Below are 22,961 nucleotides of genomic sequence, written 5' to 3'. Positions count from 1 at the left end.
AACGAAGTGGAAACGGTGTGAAAACAGGACGAATGAACGCAGAGAACACGGCCCCTGCCGTCACCGGCTGAACACGCTATGCGAGAACATTGACCTTGGCATATGAGGTAGATCACATTCTGGCGAGCCCGCGGAGGCCCGGACTGTCGGACTGTCCCGTTGGTCCGCGTTCCCACCGCAAGCCCCGCGGAGGGCCTTGCTCCACGAGCGTGTTGGATGCCCAACTCACCTAATAGACGGCGGGTTTGACGGTTACTGCGGCGGCCTGGAGGGTGCCGGGAATCCGACCTTGACACGTCGTGGGTCGGGTGTGTTTCACTCCGGGGGTACGCGGCCAATATGGCGCTGCCCGGGCGTAGTTACGCCCAACGAGACGACAAGGCGCTACGGGGGGCTTTGTGTTGGGGTCCGAAGACGACCGACGATGCCGGTGCGGTGCGCTCGTAGCGGGCGACCTCAAGGTGGGCGATTGCGGCGGGGTGCCACGTGGGGGACGCGGTAGGGCCGATACGCGATAGCCCCGGCTCCCGCACCGCGAGATCTGCCGAACAGCTCTGACACCACGGCTTCGGTCTTCATTTTTTGCAGCCGGCATTCCAACGCCGTCTTCCCTTTCCTCTTCCCAACCTGACTTTCTCACGCCTGCTGACAGCTACTCCGCTGTCCTCTTGCCACGCGGGCTCGTCCACCCGATGAGCCAGGTGCCGCGGGGGCGTGCCCAAGGGCTTTTGTCCGACGACCCAGAAGGAATCAGCTCGTGATCCCGTTGTCCTTCGCTCAGCGTCGCCTGTGGTTCCTGCACAAGCTGGAGGGACCGTCGGCCACGTACAACATGCCGCTGACGCTCCGGCTCAAAGGCGATGTCGATGCGGAGGCGCTTCGGGCGGCACTGCGGGACGTGATGGAGCGGCACGAGTCTCTGCGGACGGTTTTTCCGGAGGTCGACGGCGAGCCGCAGCAGCTCGTCCTTCCTTCGGATGCGTTCGAACTCGTCTGGGAGAGCAGGTCGGTCTCCGAGAATGAACTGCCGCATGCTCTGGACTCCGCTGCCCGCCACACGTTCGACCTCTCTTCGGACGTCCCTCTGCGTGCGTGGCTGTTCCGGCTTCGGCCCGACGAGTGTGTCCTGATGCTGCTCATGCATCACATCGCCGGTGACGGCTGGTCGATGGCTCCGCTGACGCGTGATGTGGTGGAGGCGTACACCGCCCGTGTCGAGCAGCGCGATCCGGAGTGGTCCGAACTTCCAGTCCAGTATGTCGACTACACGCTCTGGCAGCGTGAACTGCTGGGTGACGAGAACGACCCGGAGAGCGTGTTCTCCGAGCAGGTGGATTACTGGCGTGCGGAGCTGGCGGATCTGCCGGACCAGGTGACCTTTCCTACCGACCGGCCCCGACCGACCACGGCCGGCTACGAGGGCGCCCAGCTGACGTTCGAGCTGGACGCTGAGTTGCATCGGGGTCTGGTGGAGTTGGCGCGGCGGTCGAACACGACGGTCTTCATGGTGTTGCAGGCCGGTATGGCGGCGTTGCTGACGCGGTTGGGTGCGGGGACCGACATCGCGTTGGGCAGTGGTGTGGCCGGCCGTACGGATGAGGCCCTCGACGACCTCATCGGCTTCTTCGTCAATATGTTCGTCCTTCGGGCGGACACTTCCGACGACCCCGCCTTCGAGGACCTGCTCGCGCGTATCCGACGGGCGAGCCTGGCGGCGTACGAGCACCAGGATGTGCCGTTCGAGCGCCTGGTGGAGTTGCTGAACCCGAACCGTTCCACCTCCCACCACCCGCTCTTCCAGGTCGCGCTTGTCCTCCAGAACGCACCGACGGAGGAGTTCGAACTTCCCGGACTCCAGGTGCAGGCCGAGGTGATCGGTTCCGGGACGTCGCGGTTCGACATGCTCGTCTCCCTCACCGAACGCCATGACCGCGTCCATGGCCCGGCCGGCATCGAGACCGTCGTCGAGTTCGCGACGGAGTTGTTCGATCGGGGTTCGGTTGAGGGGTTGTTGGCGCGGTGGGTGCGGTTGTTGGAGCAGGTGGTGGTGGATCCGTCGTTGTCGGTGGGTGCGGTGGAGTTGCTCTCGGGTGTGGAGCGGGAGCGGCTGGCCGGGTGGAATGACACGGGGGTGGTGTTGCCGGAGGTCTCGCTTGCGGGGTTGTTCGAGGAGCAGGTGCGGTGTGACGGGGATGCGGCGGCGGTGGTGTGTGGTGAGGGGTCGCTGTCGTATGGGGAGTTGAATGCGTGGGCGAATCGGCTGGCGCATTGGCTGGTGGGGCGTGGTGTGGGGCCTGAGGTGTTGGTGGGGGTGGAGTTGCCGCGGTCGGTGGAGTTGGTGGTTGCGGTGCTCGCTGTGGTGAAGGCGGGTGGTGCGTATGTGCCGGTCGATCCGGAGTATCCGGTCGAGCGGCGTGCGTTCATGATCGAGGACGCGGATCCGCTGCTGGTGTTGAGGGACGAGGAGTTGGCGCAGGATCTGTCGGGCTTCCCGGAGATCGACCCCGGAGTGGCCGTCGAGGCGGCGCATCCAGCGTACGTGATCTACACCTCTGGCTCGACGGGCCGGCCCAAGGGCGTTGTGGTCTCGCACCGCGGTGTGGCCAGTCTGGCCCGTGCCCAGGTGGAGGGGCTGGGTGTCACCCCCCGCAGTCGGGTGCTGCAGTTCGCCTCACCCAGCTTCGACGCGGCGTTCTGGGAGCTGGTGATGGCTTTCGGGTCCGGCGCCGCGCTGGTGGTGCCGGAGGGCGGTCGTCTGGTGGGGAAGGACTTCCACCGCGTGGTCGCCGATCAGGCAGTCACGCATGTGACGTTGCCGCCGTCGGTGTTGGGGGCCGTGCCGACGGGTGCGGAGTCCGGGCTGCCGTTGTTGGAGTCGGTGGTGTTGGCGGGTGAGGCGGCGCCGCCGGAGTTGATCGGGCGGTGGTCGGTGGATGGCCGTCGTGTGGTGAATGCGTACGGGCCGACGGAGTCGACGGTGTGCGTGTCGATGAGTGGTGAGCTGGGCGAGGCGGACGCGCCGATCGGCCGTCCCCTGGTGAACACGCAGGTGCATGTGCTGGATGAGGTGTTGCGGCCGGTTCCGGTGGGTGTGGTGGGTGAGTTGTATGTGTCGGGTGCGGGGTTGGCGCGTGGTTATCTGGGGCGTGCGGGGTTGTCGGCGGAGCGGTTTGTGGCGTCGCCGTTCGAGCCGGGTGCGCGCATGTATCGGACGGGTGACCTGGTGCGCTGGCGTGTGGATGGCCAGCTGGAATTCGCGGGCCGCGCGGACGAACAGGTCAAGGTACGCGGCTTCCGCATCGAGCCCGGAGAGATCGAATCCCGACTGGCCGACTGTGAGGGAGTACGTCAGGCAGCAGTACTCGTACGGGAGGACGAGCCGGGCGATCAGCGGATTGCTGCGTACATGGTGCCGGACCTGGAGACGGCGGCCTCGATCGGGGCCAACAATGAGGCAGCGGCCCAGGTGGAGGAATGGCGCGAGACCTATGACTCGGTGTATTCGGGTGTGGGGTCGGGTGGTTTTGGTGAGGATTTCGCGGGGTGGGACAGTTCGTATTCGGGTGAGCCGATTCCGTTGGGTGAGATGCGGGAGTGGCGGGATGCGGTTGTCGAGCGGGTGCGTGGGTTCGGTGGTGGCCGGGTTCTGGAGATCGGGGTGGGGTCCGGTCTGTTGATGGGGCATTTGGCTTCGGGTGTTGAGGAGTATTGGGGTACGGATCTGTCGGGTGCGGTGATCGAGCGGCTTCGTGGTCAGGTTTCTGAGGCGGGGTTGTCGGATCGGGTGTGGTTGCGGTGTCAGGCGGCGGATGTGGCCGGGGATTTGCCGTTGGGGTATTTCGACACGGTGGTGCTCAATTCGGTGGTGCAGTATTTCCCGGATGGGGAGTATCTGTCCCGGGTGGTGGATCGTGCGCTGGGGTTGTTGGCCCCGGGTGGCCGGCTGGTGGTGGGGGATGTGCGGCATGCGGGTTCGTTGCGGGTGCTGCATGCGGCGGTGCATGGGGATCGGGGTGTGCAGGCGCGTGCGGTGGTGGATCGTGCGGTGTTGTTGGAGAAGGAGCTGGTGGTGGCTCCGGAGTTCTTCACGGACCTGGCGGAGGGTGATGGCCGTGTGGGGGCTGTGGATGTGCGGCTCAAGCGGGGTGGGTATCACAACGAGCTGACACGGCACCGGTATGAGGTGGTGCTGCACAAGGCGCCCACCACGGTGGTGGATGTCGCTGAGCTGCCTTGTCGTGCCTGGAGGCCGGAGTTCGACCTCGCCGAAGCGGAGTCACCGATTCGAATCACCGGCATCCCCAATGCGCGGCTGGTCGGGGAGGTGGCTGCCGAGCGCCGTCTCGACGGTCTCGACGCGGGGGATCTGGGTTCCGGGGTCGATCCGGAGGAGTTGGTGCTTCGGGGTGCTGAGCTGGGATTGCGGGTGGTGGTGACCTGGTCGTCCCGCTCGGTGGCCTTGTTCGATGCGGTCGTGCTGCCCGACGGCGGAGACGGGTCTGTGCTTTCGGGTGTGTATGTTCCGGCTGCTTCGGGTGGTCCGTGGGTGAACAGTCCGGTGGCTGCGCGGGGCATTGGGACTGTGGTGAAGGCTGCGCGTGAGCGGCTGGTCGAGGGGCTGCCGGAGTACATGGTGCCCTCGGCGGTGATGGTGCTGGACCGGCTGCCGCTCACACCGAACGGAAAGCTGGACCGCAAGGCGCTGCCCGCACCTGAGTATGCGGTGAGTGCGGGTGGGCGGAAGGCGCGGACTCCGCGCGAGGAGACGCTGTGCGGGCTGTTCGCCGAGGTGCTGGGGCTGGAGCAGGTCGGGATCGACGACAGCTTCTTCGACCTGGGCGGACATTCGTTGCTGGCCACGCGCCTGGTCAGCCGTATTCGCAGTGTGCTCGGGGTGGAGTTGCCGATCAGGGACGTGTTCGGCGCACCCACCGTGGCCGGTCTCGCCGGTCGGTTGAGTGCGGCGGAGGGGCAGATGCGCACCCCGCTGGTGCCCATGCGCCGGCCCGAGGCGGTGCCGCTGTCGTTCGCGCAGCGTCGCCTGTGGTTCCTGCACAAGCTGGAGGGCCCGTCCGCCACCTACAACATGCCCCTCGTCCTGCGGCTGCGGGGCGGCGTCGACGCGGAAGCGCTGCACACCGCGCTGCAGGATCTGGTCGTCCGGCACGAGTCGCTGCGAACCGTCTACTCCGAGGTCGGGGACGAGCCCTGCCAGGTGGTGCTCGATGCAGCGGGCGCGGAGCTGCAGTGGCAGCGTCGCCAGGTGACGGAGGAGGAACTCCCCGAGGCGTTGGGAAACGCCGCCCGCCATGCATTCGACCTCGCCTCCGAGATGCCGGTGCGTGCGTGGCTTTTCGAGGTGGGACAGGAGGAGTGTGTCCTGCTCCTGCTCGTGCATCACATCGCGGGTGACGGCTGGTCGATGGGCCCGCTGGCGCGGGATGTGGTCGCGGCGTATACGGCGCGTGCGCAGGGCGGTGTGCCGCAGTGGTCGGAGCTGCCGGTGCAGTACGCGGACTACACGCTGTGGCAGCGTGAACTGCTGGGCGACGAGAACGACCCGGACAGCCTCTACGCCCAGCAGGTCGGCTTCTGGCGCGACCGGCTGGCGGACCTGCCGCAGCAGGTGACGTTCCCGGCCGATCGGCCCCGCCCCGCGGTGGTCTCCTATGAGGGCGCGCACCTGCAGTTCGAGTTGGATGCGGGGTTGCATCGGGGTCTGGTCGGGTTGGCGCGGCGGTCGGACACGACGGTGTTCATGGTGTTGCAGGCGGGTCTTGCGGCGTTGCTGACGCGGTTGGGTGCGGGGGAGGACATTCCGCTGGGGTCGCCGATCGCGGGGCGTATGGACGATGCGCTGGACGATCTGGTCGGTTTCTTCGTGAACACGCTGGTGCTGCGGACGGACACATCGGGGAACCCGAGCTTCGAGGAGTTGCTGGGGCGGGTGCGGGAGTCGAGTCTGGCGGCGTACGCGCACCAGGACGTGCCCTTCGAGCATCTGGTGGAGCTGCTCAACCCGAACCGTTCGACCTCCCACCACCCGCTCTTCCAGGTCATCCTCGGGCTCCAGAACGCCCAGGAGGGCTCCTTCGAACTCCCCGGCCTCCACGTCACGGCTGAGGGCGTCGATCTGGGCGTGGCCAAGACCGACCTGGCGGTCAATGTCATCGAGCGGTACGACGACGCGGGCGAGCCGACCGGCATCGAGGCACTCGCCGAGTTCGCCGAGTCCCTGTACGACCGCTCCACGGTCGAGGGCTTCGCCATGCGGTGGGTGCGGCTGCTGGAGCAGCTGGTGGCGGATCCCTCGGCCCCGATCGGTCGGGCCGAGCTGCTGACCGGACCGGAGCGGGACCGGATCCTCTCCGAGTGGAATGACACGTCCGCCGAATGGAACGACGGTACGTCGGTCGAGCCCCCAGCCGAGACGTTGGCCGGACTGTTCGAAGCCCGGGCCCGCCGCACCCCCGAGGCCACCGCGGTGGTGTTCGCCGGCACGCGAGTCGGCTACGGGGAGCTGAACGCGCGGGCGAACCGGCTGGCGCACTGGTTGATCGGTCGTGGTGTGGGGCCGGAGAAGCTGGTGGCGGTGGAGTTGCCGCGGTCTGTGGAGATGGTCGTCGCCGTCCTGGCGGTGTCGAAGGCCGGCGGCGCCTATCTGCCGCTGGACCCCGACCTCCCGCGGGACCGCCGGAACCTCATGCTGGAGGACGCACAGCCGGTGCTGGTCCTGGATCCGGACACCATGGCACAGGATGTGTCCGGCCGGCCGGAGACCGACCCGCCGCGCGACGCAGCTCTCCACCACCCGGCGTACGTCATCTACACGTCCGGCTCCACCGGCACCCCGAAGGGCGTGGTCGTCACACACACGGGTGTCGCCGCGTTGGCGCGCACCCAGGTGCGGCGGCTGGGTGTGTCTCCCCAGAGCCGGCTGTTGCAGTTCGCCTCGTCCAGCTTCGACGTGGCCTTCGGCGATCTGTGCACCGCGTTCGCCGGGGGCGCCGCGCTCGTCCTTCCCGAATCGGGGCAGCTGTCGAGCGAGGCACTCCTGCGGCTGCTGGCCGATGCGGAGGTCACCCATGTGCAGCTTCCGGTCTCGGTGCTGCGCGCGCTCACCTTCGACGGGGTCGAGTCGGCCCTTCCCCACCTCGAGACCGTGGTGGCCGGGGGAGAGGTGTGTCCGCCGGAGCTGGCGGCCCGCTGGTCCGCGGGGCGCCGCATGCTCAATGCGTACGGTCCGACAGAGGCCACGGTCTGCGTCACCACCCACACCGTGACCGACAGCGAGCCGTCCTCCGGCGGCGTCGTCCCGATCGGACGGCCGGTGGCCGACACCCGCGTGTTCGTGCTCGACGCGGGCCTGCGACCGGTTCCCGCGGGCGTGCCGGGCGAGCTGTATGTGTCGGGTCCCGGGCTTGCTCGCGGCTATCTGCGGCGTCCCGGGCTGACGGCGGAGCGGTTCGTGGCGTCGCCGTTCGAGCCGGGTGCGCGGATGTACCGCACCGGCGACTTGGTGCGGTGGCGTGCGGATGGCCAGTTGGAATTCGTGGGGCGCGCGGACGAGCAGGTGAAGCTGCGGGGCTTCCGGATCGAGCCGGGGGAGATCGAGTCGCTGCTGGCCGGCTGCACGGGAGTGCGGCAGGCGGCGGTGGTGGCGCGTGAGGACGTGCCCGGTGACCAGCGACTCGCCGCGTACGTGGTGCCGGAGGAGTCCGAAGGGGCTGCCGTCGCCCTTGATCCGGCGACGCTCGTTGCGCGGCTGGCCGAGGGGCTGCCGGAGTACATGGTGCCGTCGGCGGTGATGGTGCTGGGCCGGTTGCCGTTGACGCCGAACGGAAAGCTGGACCGCAAGGCGCTGCCGGCCCCCGAGTACACGGCCAGTGCGGGCCGGAAGGCGCGGACTCCGCAGGAGGAGGTGCTGTGCGGGCTGTTCGCCGAGGTGCTGGGGCTGGAGCGGGTCGGCATCGACGACGGCTTCTTCGAGCTGGGCGGACATTCGCTGCTGGCCACGCGCCTGGTCAGCCGTATTCGCAGTGTGCTCGGGGTGGAGTTGCCGATCAAAGACGTGTTCGGCGCACCCACCGTGGCCGGTCTCGCCGGCCGCGTGGCTGCACTCGAGGGGCTGAGGCGTACCCCGTTGATCCCCGCTCCCCGGCCCGAGGCGGTGCCGCTGTCGTTCGCGCAGCGTCGTCTGTGGTTCCTGCACAAGCTGGAGGGCCCGTCGGCTACCTACAACATGCCCCTCGTTCTGCGGCTGGGAGGCGGCGTCGACGCGGAAGCGCTGCACACGGCACTCCGCGATGTCGCGACGCGGCACGAATCGCTGCGTACGGTCTTCCGCGAGCTGGACGGCGAGCCTCACCAGGTGGTGCTCGACCCTGTCGATATCGCGTTCGGCTGGGACCACCGAGCCGTGACGGAGGAGGAGCTGCCGGACGTTCTGGCCGAGAAGGCCCGGTACCCCTTTGACCTCGCTTCTGAGATACCGGTGCGTGCGTGGCTGTTCGAGGTGGGACAGGAGGAGTGTGTCCTGCTCCTGCTGATGCATCACATCGCGGGTGACGGGTGGTCGATGGGTCCGTTGGCGCGGGATGTGGTCGCGGCGTACACGGCGCGTGCGCAGGGTGGTGTGCCGCAGTGGTCGGAGCTGCCGGTGCAGTACGCGGACTACGCACTGTGGCAGCGCGAGCTGCTGGGCAGTGAGGACGATGCGGACAGCGTGTACGCGCAGCAGGTTTCCTACTGGCGTGACCAGTTGGCGGCACTTCCCGAGCAGGCGACGTTCCCGGCCGACCGCCCCCGCCCGGCCGTCGCTTCGCACGAGGGAGCCTCCCTCGCCTACGAGTTGGATGCGGGGTTGCATCGGGGTCTGGTCGGGTTGGCGCGGCGGTCGGACACGACGGTGTTCATGGTGTTGCAGGCGGGTCTTGCGGCGTTGCTGACGCGGTTGGGTGCGGGGGAGGACATTCCGCTGGGGTCGCCGATCGCGGGGCGTATGGACGATGCGCTGGACGATCTGGTCGGTTTTTTCGTGAACACGCTGGTGCTGCGGACGGACACGTCGGGGAACCCGAGCTTCGAGGAGTTGCTGGGGCGGGTGCGGGAGTCGAGTCTGGCGGCGTACGCGCACCAGGACGTGCCCTTCGAGCATCTGGTGGAGTTGCTGAACCCCAATCGTTCGACCTCCCACCACCCGCTCTTCCAGGTCATCCTCGGGCTCCAGAACGCCCAGGAGGGCTCCTTCGAACTCCCCGGCCTCCACGTCGAGACGGGCGGGGTCGACCTGAGTATCGTCAAGACCGACCTCGAACTGAACGTGATGGAGCGCCACAGCCTCGGCGGTGCTCCTGGCGGCATCGCCATGGCCGTCCAGTACTCGGTGGAGCTGTTCGACCGCAGGACCGTGGAGGCCTTCGCCGCGCGGTGGGTGCGTTTGTTGCGCGCGGTGGTTGCCCGGCCGGAGTGCCGGATCGGCGCGGTGGAGCTGCTGTCCGAAGGCGAGCGGGAGCTGGTCCTGGGCGAGTGGCCGGTCGGCGGCGGCCCCGGCCCGGCGACGGCTTCGTTGCCGCAGTTGCTGGAGGAGCGGGTCGTGGCGTCGCCGACGGCGGCTGCGGTCGAGGACGCCGACGGAGCGGTGTGGACGTACCGCCTGCTGAATGCGAGGGCCAATCGGATCGCCCATTGGCTGATCGGTCAGGGCGTGGGCCCGGAACAGCTGGTGGGCGTGCTGTTGCCGCGGTCGGCCTCGCTGCTGGCGGTGGTGTGGGGGATCCTGAAAGCAGGGGCGGCGTACGTGCCGGTCGACCCCGAGTACCCGGCCGAGCGCATCGCCCACATACTGGGCGACTCCAACCCGAGCCTGCTGCTGACCGATCTCGAACTCGTCGACAGGGTACCGGGCCAGGGCGTGCGCGAGGTCGCTTGTCTCGACTCTCCGGATGTCGAGGAACTGCTCGCCGCGCAGCCGGACAGGGACCCGGTGGACGCGGACCGGGTGGTGCCCTCGCACGTGCGGCAGCTCGCGTACGTGATCTATACCTCCGGGTCCACCGGCATGCCGAAGGGCACGGCGGTGACCCACACGGGACTGGCGGCACTGGGCGCAACGTTGCTGGAGCGGACCGCGGCGGATGCCGGCAGCCGGGTACTGCAGCTGGCCCCCATGGCGTTCGACGCCTCGGTGCTGGAGATGATGCTCGCACTGACCTGTGGCGGCACGCTGGTGGTTCCAGGTGTGGTGCGGCTGGCCGGGGAGGAGCTGGCACGCTGGCTGGTGGACCAGCGCATCACGCATGCGTTCATTCCGCCGTCGGTGCTCGCGACGCTTCCGCAGGGAGCGGAATCGAACCTGAAGGAGTTCCGTTCACTGATCGTGGGCGCCGAGGCGTGTCCGCCGGAGCTGGCGGAACGGTGGGCGCCGGGGCGTCGCATGGTCAACCTCTACGGGCCGACGGAGACGACGGTGGCCGCGACGATCAGCAGTCCGCTCAGCGGGCCGGAGGCGCCGATCGGATATCCGAACCAGGGGGTGCGCGCGTATGTACTGGACGCTCGGCTGGGGCCGGTAGCGCCAGGAGCGACCGGTGAGCTGTACGTGGCAGGGCCGGGGGTCACGCGCGGGTATCTGGGGCGTCCGGAGCTGACTGCTGGTCGGTTCGTGGCCGACCCGTTCGGCCCGGCCGGATCCCGCATGTACCGCACGGGAGACGTGGTGCGCTGGCGAAAGGACGGCCAGCTCGACTACCTGGGCCGCGGCGACGACCAGATCCAGATCCGCGGCTTCCGGGTGGAGCCCGAGGAGGTCCGGCATGTGCTGGCCGGGCATCCTGCTGTGTCCCGTGCGGTGGTGGTTCCGCGGGGGGACGGACACGGTGGTCTCGTCCTCGTCGGCTATGTCGTGCCGGACCGTGACACCGCCGAAGGCTTCGCTCCCGACCGGGTGCGCGCCGACCTGCGTCTGCAGGTCCCCGAGCACATGGTGCCTGCCGCGCTCGTGCCCCTGGCCGAGGTGCCGCTACTGCCCAGCGGGAAGATCGACCGGCAGGCGCTTCCCGATCCGGAGTTCGCCGCCGGCGGGGGCGCCGGTCGGGCGCCGCGTACTGTGCGGGAGGAGCTGCTCTGCGCGCTGTTCGCCGAGCTTCTGGGACTGGAGCGGGTCGGGATCGACACCAGCTTCTTCGATCTGGGCGGGCACTCGCTGCTCGCGACACGGCTGGTCAGCCGGATACGTCAGGCGCTGAACGTCGAAGTGCCGCTGCGTGTTCTGTTCGGTGCCCCCACCGTTGCCCAGCTCGCGGAGCACATCGTCGGCCGGCTCGACGGTGAGGCAGTCCGCCCCGCCCTGCATCGGGCAGGTGAACGCCCCGAGAGCGTGCCCCTGTCCTTCGCGCAGCGCCGCCTGTGGTTCCAGCACAAGATGGAGGGCCCGTCCGCCACCTACAACATGCCGCTGCCGCTCCGGCTGCGGGGCAGCGTGGACCCGGCGGCGATGCGGGCGGCCCTGCAGGACGCGGTCGGCCGGCACGAGTCGCTGCGTACCGTCTTCCCCGAGTCCGACGGTGAGCCGCGGCAGCGGGTCCTGGACCCGGCCGACGCCGCGTTCGGCTGGGAGCACCGGCAGGTGACCGAGGCGGAGCTGCCGACGGTGCTGGACGAGGCAGCCCGCCATACGTTCGACCTGAGCGGTGACGTGCCGTTCCGGGCCGCGCTCTTCGAGATCGGCCCCGACAACTGGGTGCTGCTGTTGCTGCTGCACCACATCGCCGGTGACGGCTGGTCCATGGGCCCCCTCGCCCGCGACGTGGTGACGGCCTACACGGAGCGCTGCCGGGGCCGGGCACCGGAGTGGGAACCGCTCCCCGTGCAGTACGTCGACTACACGCTGTGGCAGCGGGAGCTGCTGGGCGCCGAGGACGACCCCGGGAGCCTGTACGCGCAGCAGGTGGACTACTGGCGCGGACGGCTGGCGGGACTTCCGGAGCGGATCGCCCTGCCAGCCGACCGCTCCCGGACCTCGGCCGCCTCCTTCGAGGGCGCGTCCGTCGACTTCGCGACGAGCGCGGAGGTGCACCAGCGCCTGGCGGACCTCGCCCGCGAGACGGGCGCGACGGTGCCCATGGTCGTGCAGGCGGCGCTGGCCGCGCTGCTGACCCGGCTGGGCGCGGGCACGGATGTTCCGCTGGGCTCGCCGATCGCCGGACGGATGGACACCGCGCTGGACGACCTCGTCGGCTTCTTCGTGAACACGCTGGTGCTGCGTACGGACACCTCGGGCGATCCGAGCTTCCGGGAGCTGGTGGAGCGGGTGCGCGAGACGAACCTGGCGGCGTACGCGCATCAGGACGTCCCGTTCGATCACCTGGTGGAGCTGCTCAACCCGCGGCGCTCGTCCGCGCACCACCCGCTCTTCCAGGTCATGCTGGTGATGCAGGACAACCCCACTGGAGCGTTCGAGCTGCCCGGTCTGGAGGTCGCGGGGGAGCCGGTCGACATCGAGACCGCCAAGGTCGACCTGTCGGTGAACGTGCTGGAGCGGCACACCGAGTCCGGCGCGGCCGCGGGAATCGTCGGCGCGGTGAAGTACGCCACCGACCTCTTCGACCGCTCGACGGTGCGCAGCGTTCTGGACCGGTGGACGCGGCTCCTGGAGCAGGTGGCGGCCGACCCCTCGCTGACCGTCGGCCAGGTGGAACTGCTGGCCGAGGAGGAGCGCGGGCAGTTGCTGACCACTTGGAACGACACGGCCGTCGAGGTGCCGCAGGCGACGCTCTTCGAACTGTTCGAGACGCAGGTGCGGCGCAGCCCCGACGCCGTGGCACTGGTCTGCGGTGAGCGGTCACTCTCCTACGGGGAGCTGAACGCGCGCGCCAACCGGCTGGCGCACTGGCTGATCGGCCAGGGTGTGGGGCCCGAGAAGCTGGTCGCGGTGGAGCTGCCGCGGTCGGTGGAGATGGTGGTCGCCGTCCTGGCCGTGCTCAAGTCCGGCGGCGCCTACGTTCCGGTCGACCCCGAGTATCCGCGCGAGCGGCGTGAGCTCATCCTCCGCGACGCGGCGCCCGCCCTCGTGCTCGACGGGGGCACGCTCGCCCGCGACCTGTCCGGGGAGCCGGACACCGATCCCGAGATCGACGTCGAGATGGAGCACCCGGCGTACGTCATCTACACCTCCGGCTCGACAGGCCGGCCCAAGGGCGTGATCGTCGAGCACCGCGCCGTCGCCAACTACCTCAACTGGACCACGCACCATTACCCGGCGGCCCGGGGCGCCACGCTGGTGCCGACCTCGATCGCCTTCGACCTCACCGTCACCGGCCTCTACACGACTCTCGTGGTCGGCGGACGCGTCTACCTGTCGGCCCTGGAAGACGTGCCGACCGAGAGTGGCGGCGTGCCGGTGGCGCTGGCCAAGACCACGCCCTCGCATCTGCCGATGCTGAGCGAACTGCCCAAGCACCGGTCGCCCGGCGAGATGCTGATCCTCGGCGGTGAGGCGCTGACCGCCGAGGCTCTGGCCGAGTGGCGCGCCGCGCACCGCAGGGTCACCGTCGTCAACGCGTACGGGCCCACCGAGACCACCGTCAACTGCACCGAGTTCCGCATCGGCCCGAAGGACAAGCCGGCCGCGGGAGCCGTCCCCATCGGGCGCCCCTTCTGGAACATGCGGGCCTACGTACTCGACGCGCGCCTCAACCCGCTGCCGGCCGGCGCCGTCGGCGAGCTGTACATCGCCGGCGCCCAGCTGGCCCGCGGCTACCTGGGCCGCACCGGTCTGACCGCCGAGCGTTTCGTCGCCTGCCCCTTCGAGCCCGGCGCGCGCATGTACCGCACCGGCGACCTGGCAAGGTGGCGTGCCGACGGCCAGCTCGAGTATTCCGGCCGCGCCGACGAGCAGGTCAAGGTGCGCGGGTTCCGCATCGAGCCGGGTGAGGTGGCCGCCGCCCTGCTCGACCACCCCGAGGTGGGGCAGGCCGCCGTCGTGGCCCGCGGGACCGAGCGGGACGACACCCGCCTCGTCGGCTACGTCGTACCGGCCGCCGGGCACTCCTCGGTCGACTACGCCGCGCTGCGCGCCCACCTCGCCGACCGGCTCCCGGAGTTCATGGTTCCGGCCTCGGTCGTCGTCCTCGACGAGCTGCCGCTCACCCCCAACGGCAAGCTGGACCGGCAGGCCCTGCCCGCCCCGGAATTCACCGCGCTCAGCGACGGACGCACTCCCCGAACCCCCGAGGAGGAGCTGCTGTGCGGGCTGTTCGCGCAGGTCCTCGGCGTGGAGCGGGTGACCGTCGATGACAGCTTCTTCGACCTGGGCGGCCACTCACTGCTCGCCACCCGGCTGGTCGGCCGGATCCGTGCGACCCTGGGCGCCGAGGTGCCGATCGCCGCCGTCTTCGAGTCGCCGACCGTGGCCGGGCTCAGCGCCCGCCTCGACGCCGGCGGCCGGACCCGCACCCCGCTCGCGCCCATGCCGCGGCCGGAGACGATCCCGCTCTCCTTCGCACAGCGCCGCCTGTGGTTCCTGCACCGGCTCGAAGGCCCCTCGTCCGCGTACAACTGGCCGCTCGCGCTGCGCCTGTCCTCGGCGGTCGACCAGAACGCGCTGCGCGCCGCGCTGAACGACCTGGCGGTACGGCACGAGTCGCTGCGCACGGTCTTCACGGAGACGGACGGTGAGCCCCACCCGGTCGTGCTCGACCCGTCCGAGGCCGCCGTCCCCCTCGACGTGGAGCACGTGCCCGCCTCCTCGCTGCACCGGGCCGTGCAGCAGGCGATCGGCCACCGCTTCCGCCTCGACAGCGCGCCCCCGGTGCGGGCCTGGCTGTTCCTTCCCTCCACCGAGGCCGCATCGGACGGCGCGGCGGCAGCCGAACCGGCCGAGCCGGCCGGCCCGGTACTCGTCGTCCTGATGCACCACATCATCGGCGACGGCGCCTCCCGCGCCCCGCTGATGCGCGACCTCGGCCGTGCCTACGGCGCCCGCCTGGCAGGCGCAGCGCCCGACTGGGAGCCGCTGCCCGTCCAGTACGCGGACTACTCGATCTGGCAGCAGCAGCTCCTGGGCACGACGGACGAGCCCGGCAGCCTGGCCGCACAGCAACTCGCCTACTGGCGGGAAGCCCTTGACGGCATCCCGGCCCAGCTGGAGCTGCCCACGGACCGGCCGCGGCCCGCCGTCGCCGGCTACCAGGGCGACACGCTGGACTTCACCCTGGACGCCGAACTGCACGCCGCTCTGCGGCAGGTGGCGACCGACTCCCGGGCGACGCTGTTCATGGTGGTGCAGGCCGGCTTCGCCGCCCTGCTCTCCCGGCTCGGCGCCGGCCATGACATCCCCGTGGGCGTTCCGATCGCAGGCCGGACCGACGAGGCCCTCACCGACCTGGTGGGCTTCTTCGTCAACACGCTCGTACTGCGCACCGACACCGGGGGCAACCCCCGCTTCGACGAAGTCCTCGACCGCGCCCGGGACACCGCGCTGAGCGCGTACGCCCACCAGGACCTGCCCTTCGAATTCCTCGTGGAAGCGCTCAACCCGGTCCGGTCACAGGCCAGCAACGCGCTCTTCCAGGTCATGTTCCAGCTCCACAACGTGGCGGCACCGACGCAACGGTTGCACGACGTCGAGGCCGCGCCCTACCCGCTGGAGGGCGACAACGCGAAGTTCGACCTCTTCCTCAGCCTCGCCGAGACGCAGGACGAGGAGGGGCGGCCCGCCGGACTGAGCGGAACCCTGGAGTACGCCACCGAACTGTTCGACCGTGCCACGGCAGAGCAGATCGCCCGGCTCTACGAGAATCTGCTGCGCGCCGTGGCGGCGGACCCGGCGGTACGCGTCGCCGACGCCGAACTGCTCTCCGAGAAGGAGCTGTCCGAGACCCTGGTGGACCGCAACGCCACCACCGCACCGGCCCCCGCGGCACTCGCGCACACCCGCTTCGAACGACAGGCGGCGCTGACCCCCGAGGCGCTCGCCGTACGCGCCGGAGACCGGACGGCCGACTACCGCCACCTGAACACCCGCGCCAACCGGCTCGCCCGGCTGCTCCTCGACCGCGGCATCGGCCGCGAGAGCGTGGTCGCGCTGGCGCTGCCCCGCTCCGTGGACATGGTCGCGGCGCTCCTTGCCGTACAGAAGGCGGGCGCGACCTATCTGCCGATGGACCCGGCACACCCCGCCGACCGGCTCGCCTACGTCCTCCGGGACGCCGCGCCCGCCGCACTCGTCACCACCGCGGACATTCGCGAACACCTGCCCGCGGCCCGACCGGACCTCGTCGTCACACTCGGCGACCCGGATGTGGAGCAGCAGCTCGCGGAGTGCTCACGGCACGATGTCACCGACGCCGACCGGCGCTCCCCGGTCCACCCGGCCGACGCCGCCTACGTCATCTACACCTCCGGCTCGACCGGCCGGCCCAAGGGCGTGCTGGTCTCGTACGGGAGCCTCTCCCAGTTCCTCGACTCCGTCGGCGCCCGCCTGGGGCTCACCGCACGCGACCGCATGGTGGCCGCCACCACCCTCACCTTCGACATCGCCGCCGTGGAGCTCTACGCCCCGCTGCTGGCCGGTGCGAGCGTCGAGGTCGCCACCGACCGGGTCGGCAAGGACCCCATCGCCCTGCACCGGCTCATCCGGGACAGCGGCGCCACCGTCTTCCAGGGCACCCCCTCGGTGTACCGCGCGATCCTCACCCACGACCCCGAGGGGCTGACCGGCGTCCGGCTCCTCGTCGGCGGCGAGGCGCTCTCCGCGTCGCTGGCCGAGCAACTGCACGCCCAGGGCGGCGGAGCGGTCAACCTGTACGGGCCGACCGAGGCCACCGTCTGGATCACCGCGAGTGAGGTGACCGGCCCGCCGCTGCCGCCGATGATCGGACGGCCGCTGCGCAACGCCCAGGTGTACGTCCTCGACTCCCGGCTGCGCCCGGTGCCCGACGGCGTCCCCGGAGAGCTGTACCTGGCGGGCCCGTTCCTGGCCCGCGGTTACCTGGGGCGGCCCGCACTCAGCGCCGAGCGCTTCGTGGCCGACCCGCACGGCGCACCCGGCACCCGCATGTACCGCACCGGCGACCTGGCCCGATGGCGTGCCGAAGGCGGACTCGAATTCGTCGGCCGCGCCGACGACCAGGTCAAGGTACGCGGATTCCGCATCGAACCGGGCGAGGTCGAGGCGGCACTGTCCCGGCAGCCGGGTGTCGCCGAGGCCACCGTCCTGGTGCGGGAGGACGCCGACACTCCGCAGCTCGTCGGCTACATCGTCCCCGACCAGGAGTGGGCGCGGCGCAGCGACCACGCGGAGGACGGCCGCCGCGTCGACTCCTGGCGTGAGGTCTACGAGTCGGTCTACCGCGGCCAGGCCGACAGCGGCGGCTTCTGGGAGGACTTCGGGATCTGGACGAGCAGCTACGACGGCTCCCCGATCCCCCTGACCGAGATGCACCAGTGGCGCTCCGCCGCTGTCGCGGAGATCCTCCGGCTCGCCCCCCGCAACGTCCTCGAACTGGGCGTCGGCAACGGGCTGATCCTCTCCCAGGTCGCACCGCACTGCGACGCCTACTGGGGCACCGACTTCTCCGCCGCGGCTGTGGAGAGCCTGCGCGCACGGACGGCCGAGCGGCCCGAGCTGGCCGAACGCGTCGAACTGCGGGCTCAGGCCGCCGACGACACCAGCGGCCTTCCGGAGGGCTTCTTCGACACCGTCGTCCTCAACTCCGTCGCCCAGTACTTCCCGCACGCCGACTACCTGGCCCGGGTCGTCCGCGAGAGCCTGCGGCTGCTGGCCCCCGGCGGTTCCCTCTTCCTCGGCGACATCCGCAACCTGCGGTTGCTGCGCCACCTCCAGGCCGGTGTCGTCTCCCACCGCCCGGAGGCCGCCTCCGCACCGCAGGAAGCACAGGCGCTCCTGGAGCAGCGGATCAGGGAGGAGGAGGAACTGCTGCTGGCACCGGACTTCTTCGTGCTGCTCGGTGAGACCCTCGAGGACGTCGGCGGGGTCGAGGTCCGCCTCAAGCGCGCCGAGCACGCAAACGAACTCTCCCGCTACCGCTACGACGTCGTCGTCCACAAGACCCCGTCCGCCCCGCAGACCGCCACCGACCTGCCGGAGCTGACCTGGGAGGCGGTGGGCGCCGACGCCGGGGGGCTGTCGGCCGCCCTGCGCGCGCACCCGGCCGGGCTGCGCCTGGCCGATGTCCCCAACGCCCGGCTGCGCGCCGACCACCTCGCCCTGCGGACCCTGGAGGGAGGCGGCGACCCGGCCGTGGACTCCCCGGCCGGCCTGGACCCGGAGGCCGTGCACGGACTCGCCGCGGCGCTGGGCATGGAAGCCGTCACCACCTGGGCCAACTCCGGTCGGGACGACTGCTTCGACGCCGTCGTCAGGCCCGAGGGCACCGGCACCCCGGTGGCCGCCTACCGCGGCTGCGACACCACCCGGACCGCCGCACCGCACGCCAACAGCCCCGCCGCGCACCGGCGCACGGTCGAACTGAACCGGGAACTCCGCACCGGCCTGCGCACCTGGCTGCCGGAATACATGGTCCCCACCGCCTTCGTGGTGCTGGACAGGATGCCGCTCACCCCGATCGGCAAACTCGACCGCAAGGCGCTGCCCGCTCCCGACTACCGTGCCCTCCAGCAGGGCCGGGCGCCGCGCACCGCGCAGGAAACGGCGCTGTGCGCACTGTTCGCCGAGGTGCTGGGTCTGGAACAGGTCGGGATCGACGACAGCTTCTTCGACCTGGGCGGCCACTCGCTGCTGGCCACCCGCCTGGTCAGCCGTATCCGCACGGTGTTCGGGGTGGAGATCGCCATCGGCACCGTGTTCGACGATCCGACCGTCGCCGGACTCGGCCAGCACCTGTCCGACGGTGAGCGGGCCAGCGCCGCACTGGTACCGATGCCGCGGCCGCACCACATACCGCTGTCGTACGCACAGCGCCGGCTGTGGTTCCTGCACAAGCTCGAGGGCCCGTCCGCCACCTACAACATGCCACTGGCACTGCGCCTCACCGGCCGTGTGGACCAGGAAGCACTGCACACCGCGCTGCTCGATGTCGCCGCCCGGCACGAGTCGCTGCGCACCGTCTTCCCCGAGACCGACGACGAGCCGCACCAGATGGTGCTCGCCCCACACCAGGCCGCGGTCCCCTGGGAGACCCGCGCGGTCGCCGCGGACGAACTGCCCGCGGCGCTCGAGGCCGCCGCCTGCCACGCCTTCGACCTCGCCACCGAGCCGCCGCTGCGGGCCTGGCTCTTCGAGGAGCCGGAGGGCGGCAGCGACACGTGCGTGCTGCTGGTGCTGATGCACCACATCGCGGCCGACGGCTGGTCCCTGGCCCCCCTCGCCAAGGACCTCGTCGCCGCCTACTCCGCACGCTGCGCCGGCAGCGCGCCCGAGTGGGACGCCCTCCCCGTCCAGTACGCCGACTTCACCCTCTGGCAGCAGCAGGCCCTGGGCCGCGAGGACGACCCGGACAGCGCCATCGCCCGGCAGGTGGCTTTCTGGCGGCAGATGCTGGCCGGAGCGCCGGAAGAACTGAACCTGCCCACCACCCGGCCCCGTCCCGACCGGCCCAGCCACCAGGGCGCGACCGTCACCGTCGAACTGCCCGCCCACGTCCACCGCGGACTGGCCGAACTGGCCTCCGCTTCCGGCGCCAGTGTCTTCATGACGCTCCAGGCCACCATGGCCGTCCTGCTGTCGAAGCTCGGAGCCGGTGACGACATCGTCATGGGCGCCCCGATCGCCGGACGCACCGACGAAGCGCTCGATGACCTCGTGGGCTTCTTCGTCAACACCCTGGTACTGCGCACGGACCTGTCCGGGAACCCCTCGTTCAGCGAACTGCTCGGCCGCGTCCGGGAGACCGACCTGGCCGTCTACGCCCACCAGGACCTGGCCTTCGAACGGCTCGTGGAGATCATCAACCCGGACCGCTCGACGTCCCGGCACCCGCTGTTCCAGGTCATGATGTCGCTGGCCAACACCGACCGCGCCGACCTGACGCTGCCCGGCCTCGACGTCGCACCCCTCGACACCGGGACCGGCGCGGCCAAGTTCGACCTGGACTTCACCTTCGGCGAGCACTTCACCGACGACGGCGCACCGGCCGGAGTGACCGGACAGCTCCGGTACGCCACCGACCTGTTCGACCACGACGCCGCGACGGCGCTCACCGGCCGCCTGGTCCGGGTCGCCGAGGCGGTCGTCGCCGCCCCGGAGCGGCCCGTCCGCGCCATCGACGTCCTGACCGCGGCCGAGCGCCACCAGGCGCTGCACGAAGGCAACGACACCGACCGCGAGGCGCCCGCGACCACCGTCGTGCAACTGCTCCAGGACCGGGCCGAGGCGAGCCCGGACGCGGTCGCGGTCGAGGCCGACGACGCACTCCTCACCTACCGGGAACTGAACGAACGGGCCAACCGGCTCGCCCGCCGTCTCGCCGCGCTGGGCGCCGGACCGGAGCGGTTCGTCGCCCTCGCCGTGCCCGGTTCGGCCGCGATGCTGGTGGCGATGCTCGCGGTACTCAAGTCCGGGGCCGGCTACCTGCCCCTCGACCTCGACCACCCGGCCGACCGGCTCGCGTACGCCCTCGACGACACCGCGCCGCTGTGCGTGCTCACCACCACCGAAGCGGCGCCGCGACTCCCGGAAACGGCCCCCACCTGCCTGCTGCTGGACTCCCCGGAGACGGCGGCGGCCCTGGCCGGACTGCCGTCGCACGACCTGTCCGACGCCGACCGCACGGCTCCGCTGCTGCGCCGGCACCCCGCCTACGTGATCTACACCTCGGGCTCCACGGGGCGGCCCAAGGGCGTGGTGGTCGAGCACCACTCGGTGGCGAACTACCTCACCTGGGCGGTGCGGCACTACCCGGCCGCGCGTGGCGCCACGCTGGTGCACTCCTCCCTCGCCTTCGACCTGACGGTCACCGCCCTCTACACCACCCTCGCCTCCGGCGGCCGGGTCCACCTGAGCAGCCTCCGCGAACTGGCCGGCCGGAAGCCGGCCGACGGCGCCCCGGTGACGCTGATGAAGGCGACCCCCTCGCACCTGCCGCTCCTGGCGGAGCTGCCCGCGGACTGGTCGCCCACCGAGACGCTGATCCTCGGCGGCGAGGCCCTGACCGGCGAAGCCGTCGCCGCCTGGCGGGACCGGCACCCGGCCGCCACCGTGATCAACGCGTACGGCCCGACCGAGCTGACCGTCAACTGCGCCCAGTTCGAGCTGGCGCCCGGCGCCGAGCAGCCGTCCGGACCGGTGCCGATCGGCCGCCCGTTCTGGAACATGCGCGCCTACGTCCTCGACGCCGGGCTGCGGCCGGTACCGCCCGGCACGACGGGTGAGCTGTACGTGTCCGGAGCCCAGGTCGCCCGCGGCTATCTCGGACGTCCGGGACTGACCGCGGAGCGATTCGTGGCGTCGCCGTTCGAGCCAGGGGTGCGGATGTACCGCACCGGCGACCTGGCGCGCCGGCGCCCCGACGGCCTGCTGGAGTTCGCGGGCCGCGCCGACGAGCAGGTCAAGGTGCGCGGCTTCCGCATCGAGCCCGGCGAGATCGCGGCCGTGCTCGGCTCGCACCCCGCCGTGCGGCGGGCCGTGGTCGTCGCCCGCGAGGACGGCCCCGGCGGCGCCCGGCTCGTCGGCTACGCCGTGCCCGAGCGGGGTACGGCCGAGCCGGACGTGCGCGCGCTCCGTGCCCACGTGGCGGAGCGGCTGCCGGAATACATGGTTCCGGCCGCCGTCGTGGCCGTCGAGGACATACCGCTGACATCCAACGGCAAGCTCGACCGCGCCGCCCTGCCCGCACCCGACTTCGCCGAGGCCGGCCGCGGCCGGGCACCGCGCACCCCGCACGAAGAGGTGCTGTGCGGTCTGTTCGCGGAAGTCCTGGAGCTGGAGCGGGTCGGCGTCGACGACAGCTTCTTCGACCTGGGCGGCCACTCCCTGCTCGCCGCCCGGCTGATGAGCCGCATCCGCGGGGTGCTCGGTGTGGAACTGCCGCTGCGCACGCTCTTCGGCGCGCCCACCGTGGCGGGGCTGGCCGCCCGGCTGGAGACGGGCGGTGACGGGAACGCCCTCGACGTGCTCCTGCCGCTGCGCCCGCAGGGCAGCCGCCGCCCCGTCTTCTGCATCCACCCCGGAAGCGGCCTGGGCTGGTCCTACGCCGGTCTGCTCCAGTACCTCGACAGGGACACCCCGGTGTACGCGCTGCAGGCCCGCGGCTTGTCGGGCGGAGAGCTGGCGAAGTCCGTCGAGGAGATGGCCGAGGACTACCTGGAACAGATCCGGCGTGTGCAGCCCGAGGGGCCGTACCACCTCCTGGGCTGGTCGTTCGGCGGAGTCGTCGCCCACACGGTCTCCGCGCTGCTGGAGGAGCGCGGAGAGCAGGTCGCGCTGCTGACGCTGCTGGACTGCTTCCCGGTGAACCCGGTCAGCCGCCGCGAGGTCGAGGAGTCGATGCCGAAGGTGCGGGTCGCCGACGTGCACCGCGCCATGCTGGGCCTCTTCGACATCGAACTCACCGACGACGAGGCGGCGCAGCTCACCCACGAGACCACGGTGGAGCTGCTGACCACGAAGAACTCCGCCCTGGCCGGCCTCGGCGAGACCGAGGTCGCAGCCATGATGCACCTGACCATGAACCACACCGTGCTCGGCCTCGACAACAGGCCCCGGTCGGTCTCCGCGCCGACGCTGATTCTCGCCGCGACCGGAGGCGAGCACGACCACCAGCTCGAAGCAGGGACATGGGACCCCTACCTCACCGGCTCAGTCGAGTTCCGGCAGCTGAACCACCGGCACACCCAGATGATGAACCCGGAACCACTGCGGGAGATCGGCCCGCTCGTGGCCGAGAAACTCCGGAAGGCCGCGTCGCCTCCCACGCCCCTTCCCGCATCCCACCCCATGTCCCATCCCACGTCCCACCCCACCGAGTGACCGACCGCCGGAA

The 22,961-nt window shown here is 70.8% G+C and carries 1 pseudogene; it reads left to right on the top strand.

Annotated elements, in window-relative coordinates:
• Positions 1-736 precede the first annotated feature (736 nt).
• Positions 737-22,948, top strand: a pseudogene (locus ACFYNS_RS27330) (non-ribosomal peptide synthase/polyketide synthase); the annotation flags it as partial.
• Between the last annotated feature and the right edge of the window lie 13 nt (positions 22,949-22,961).

Source organism: Streptomyces sp. NPDC006925 (assembly GCF_042869575.1).
In the GTDB taxonomy this organism is placed as follows: domain Bacteria; phylum Actinomycetota; class Actinomycetes; order Streptomycetales; family Streptomycetaceae; genus Streptomyces.
Note: the sequence above shows the minus strand (reverse complement) of the source record. Positions and strands in the feature narration are given on the sequence as shown.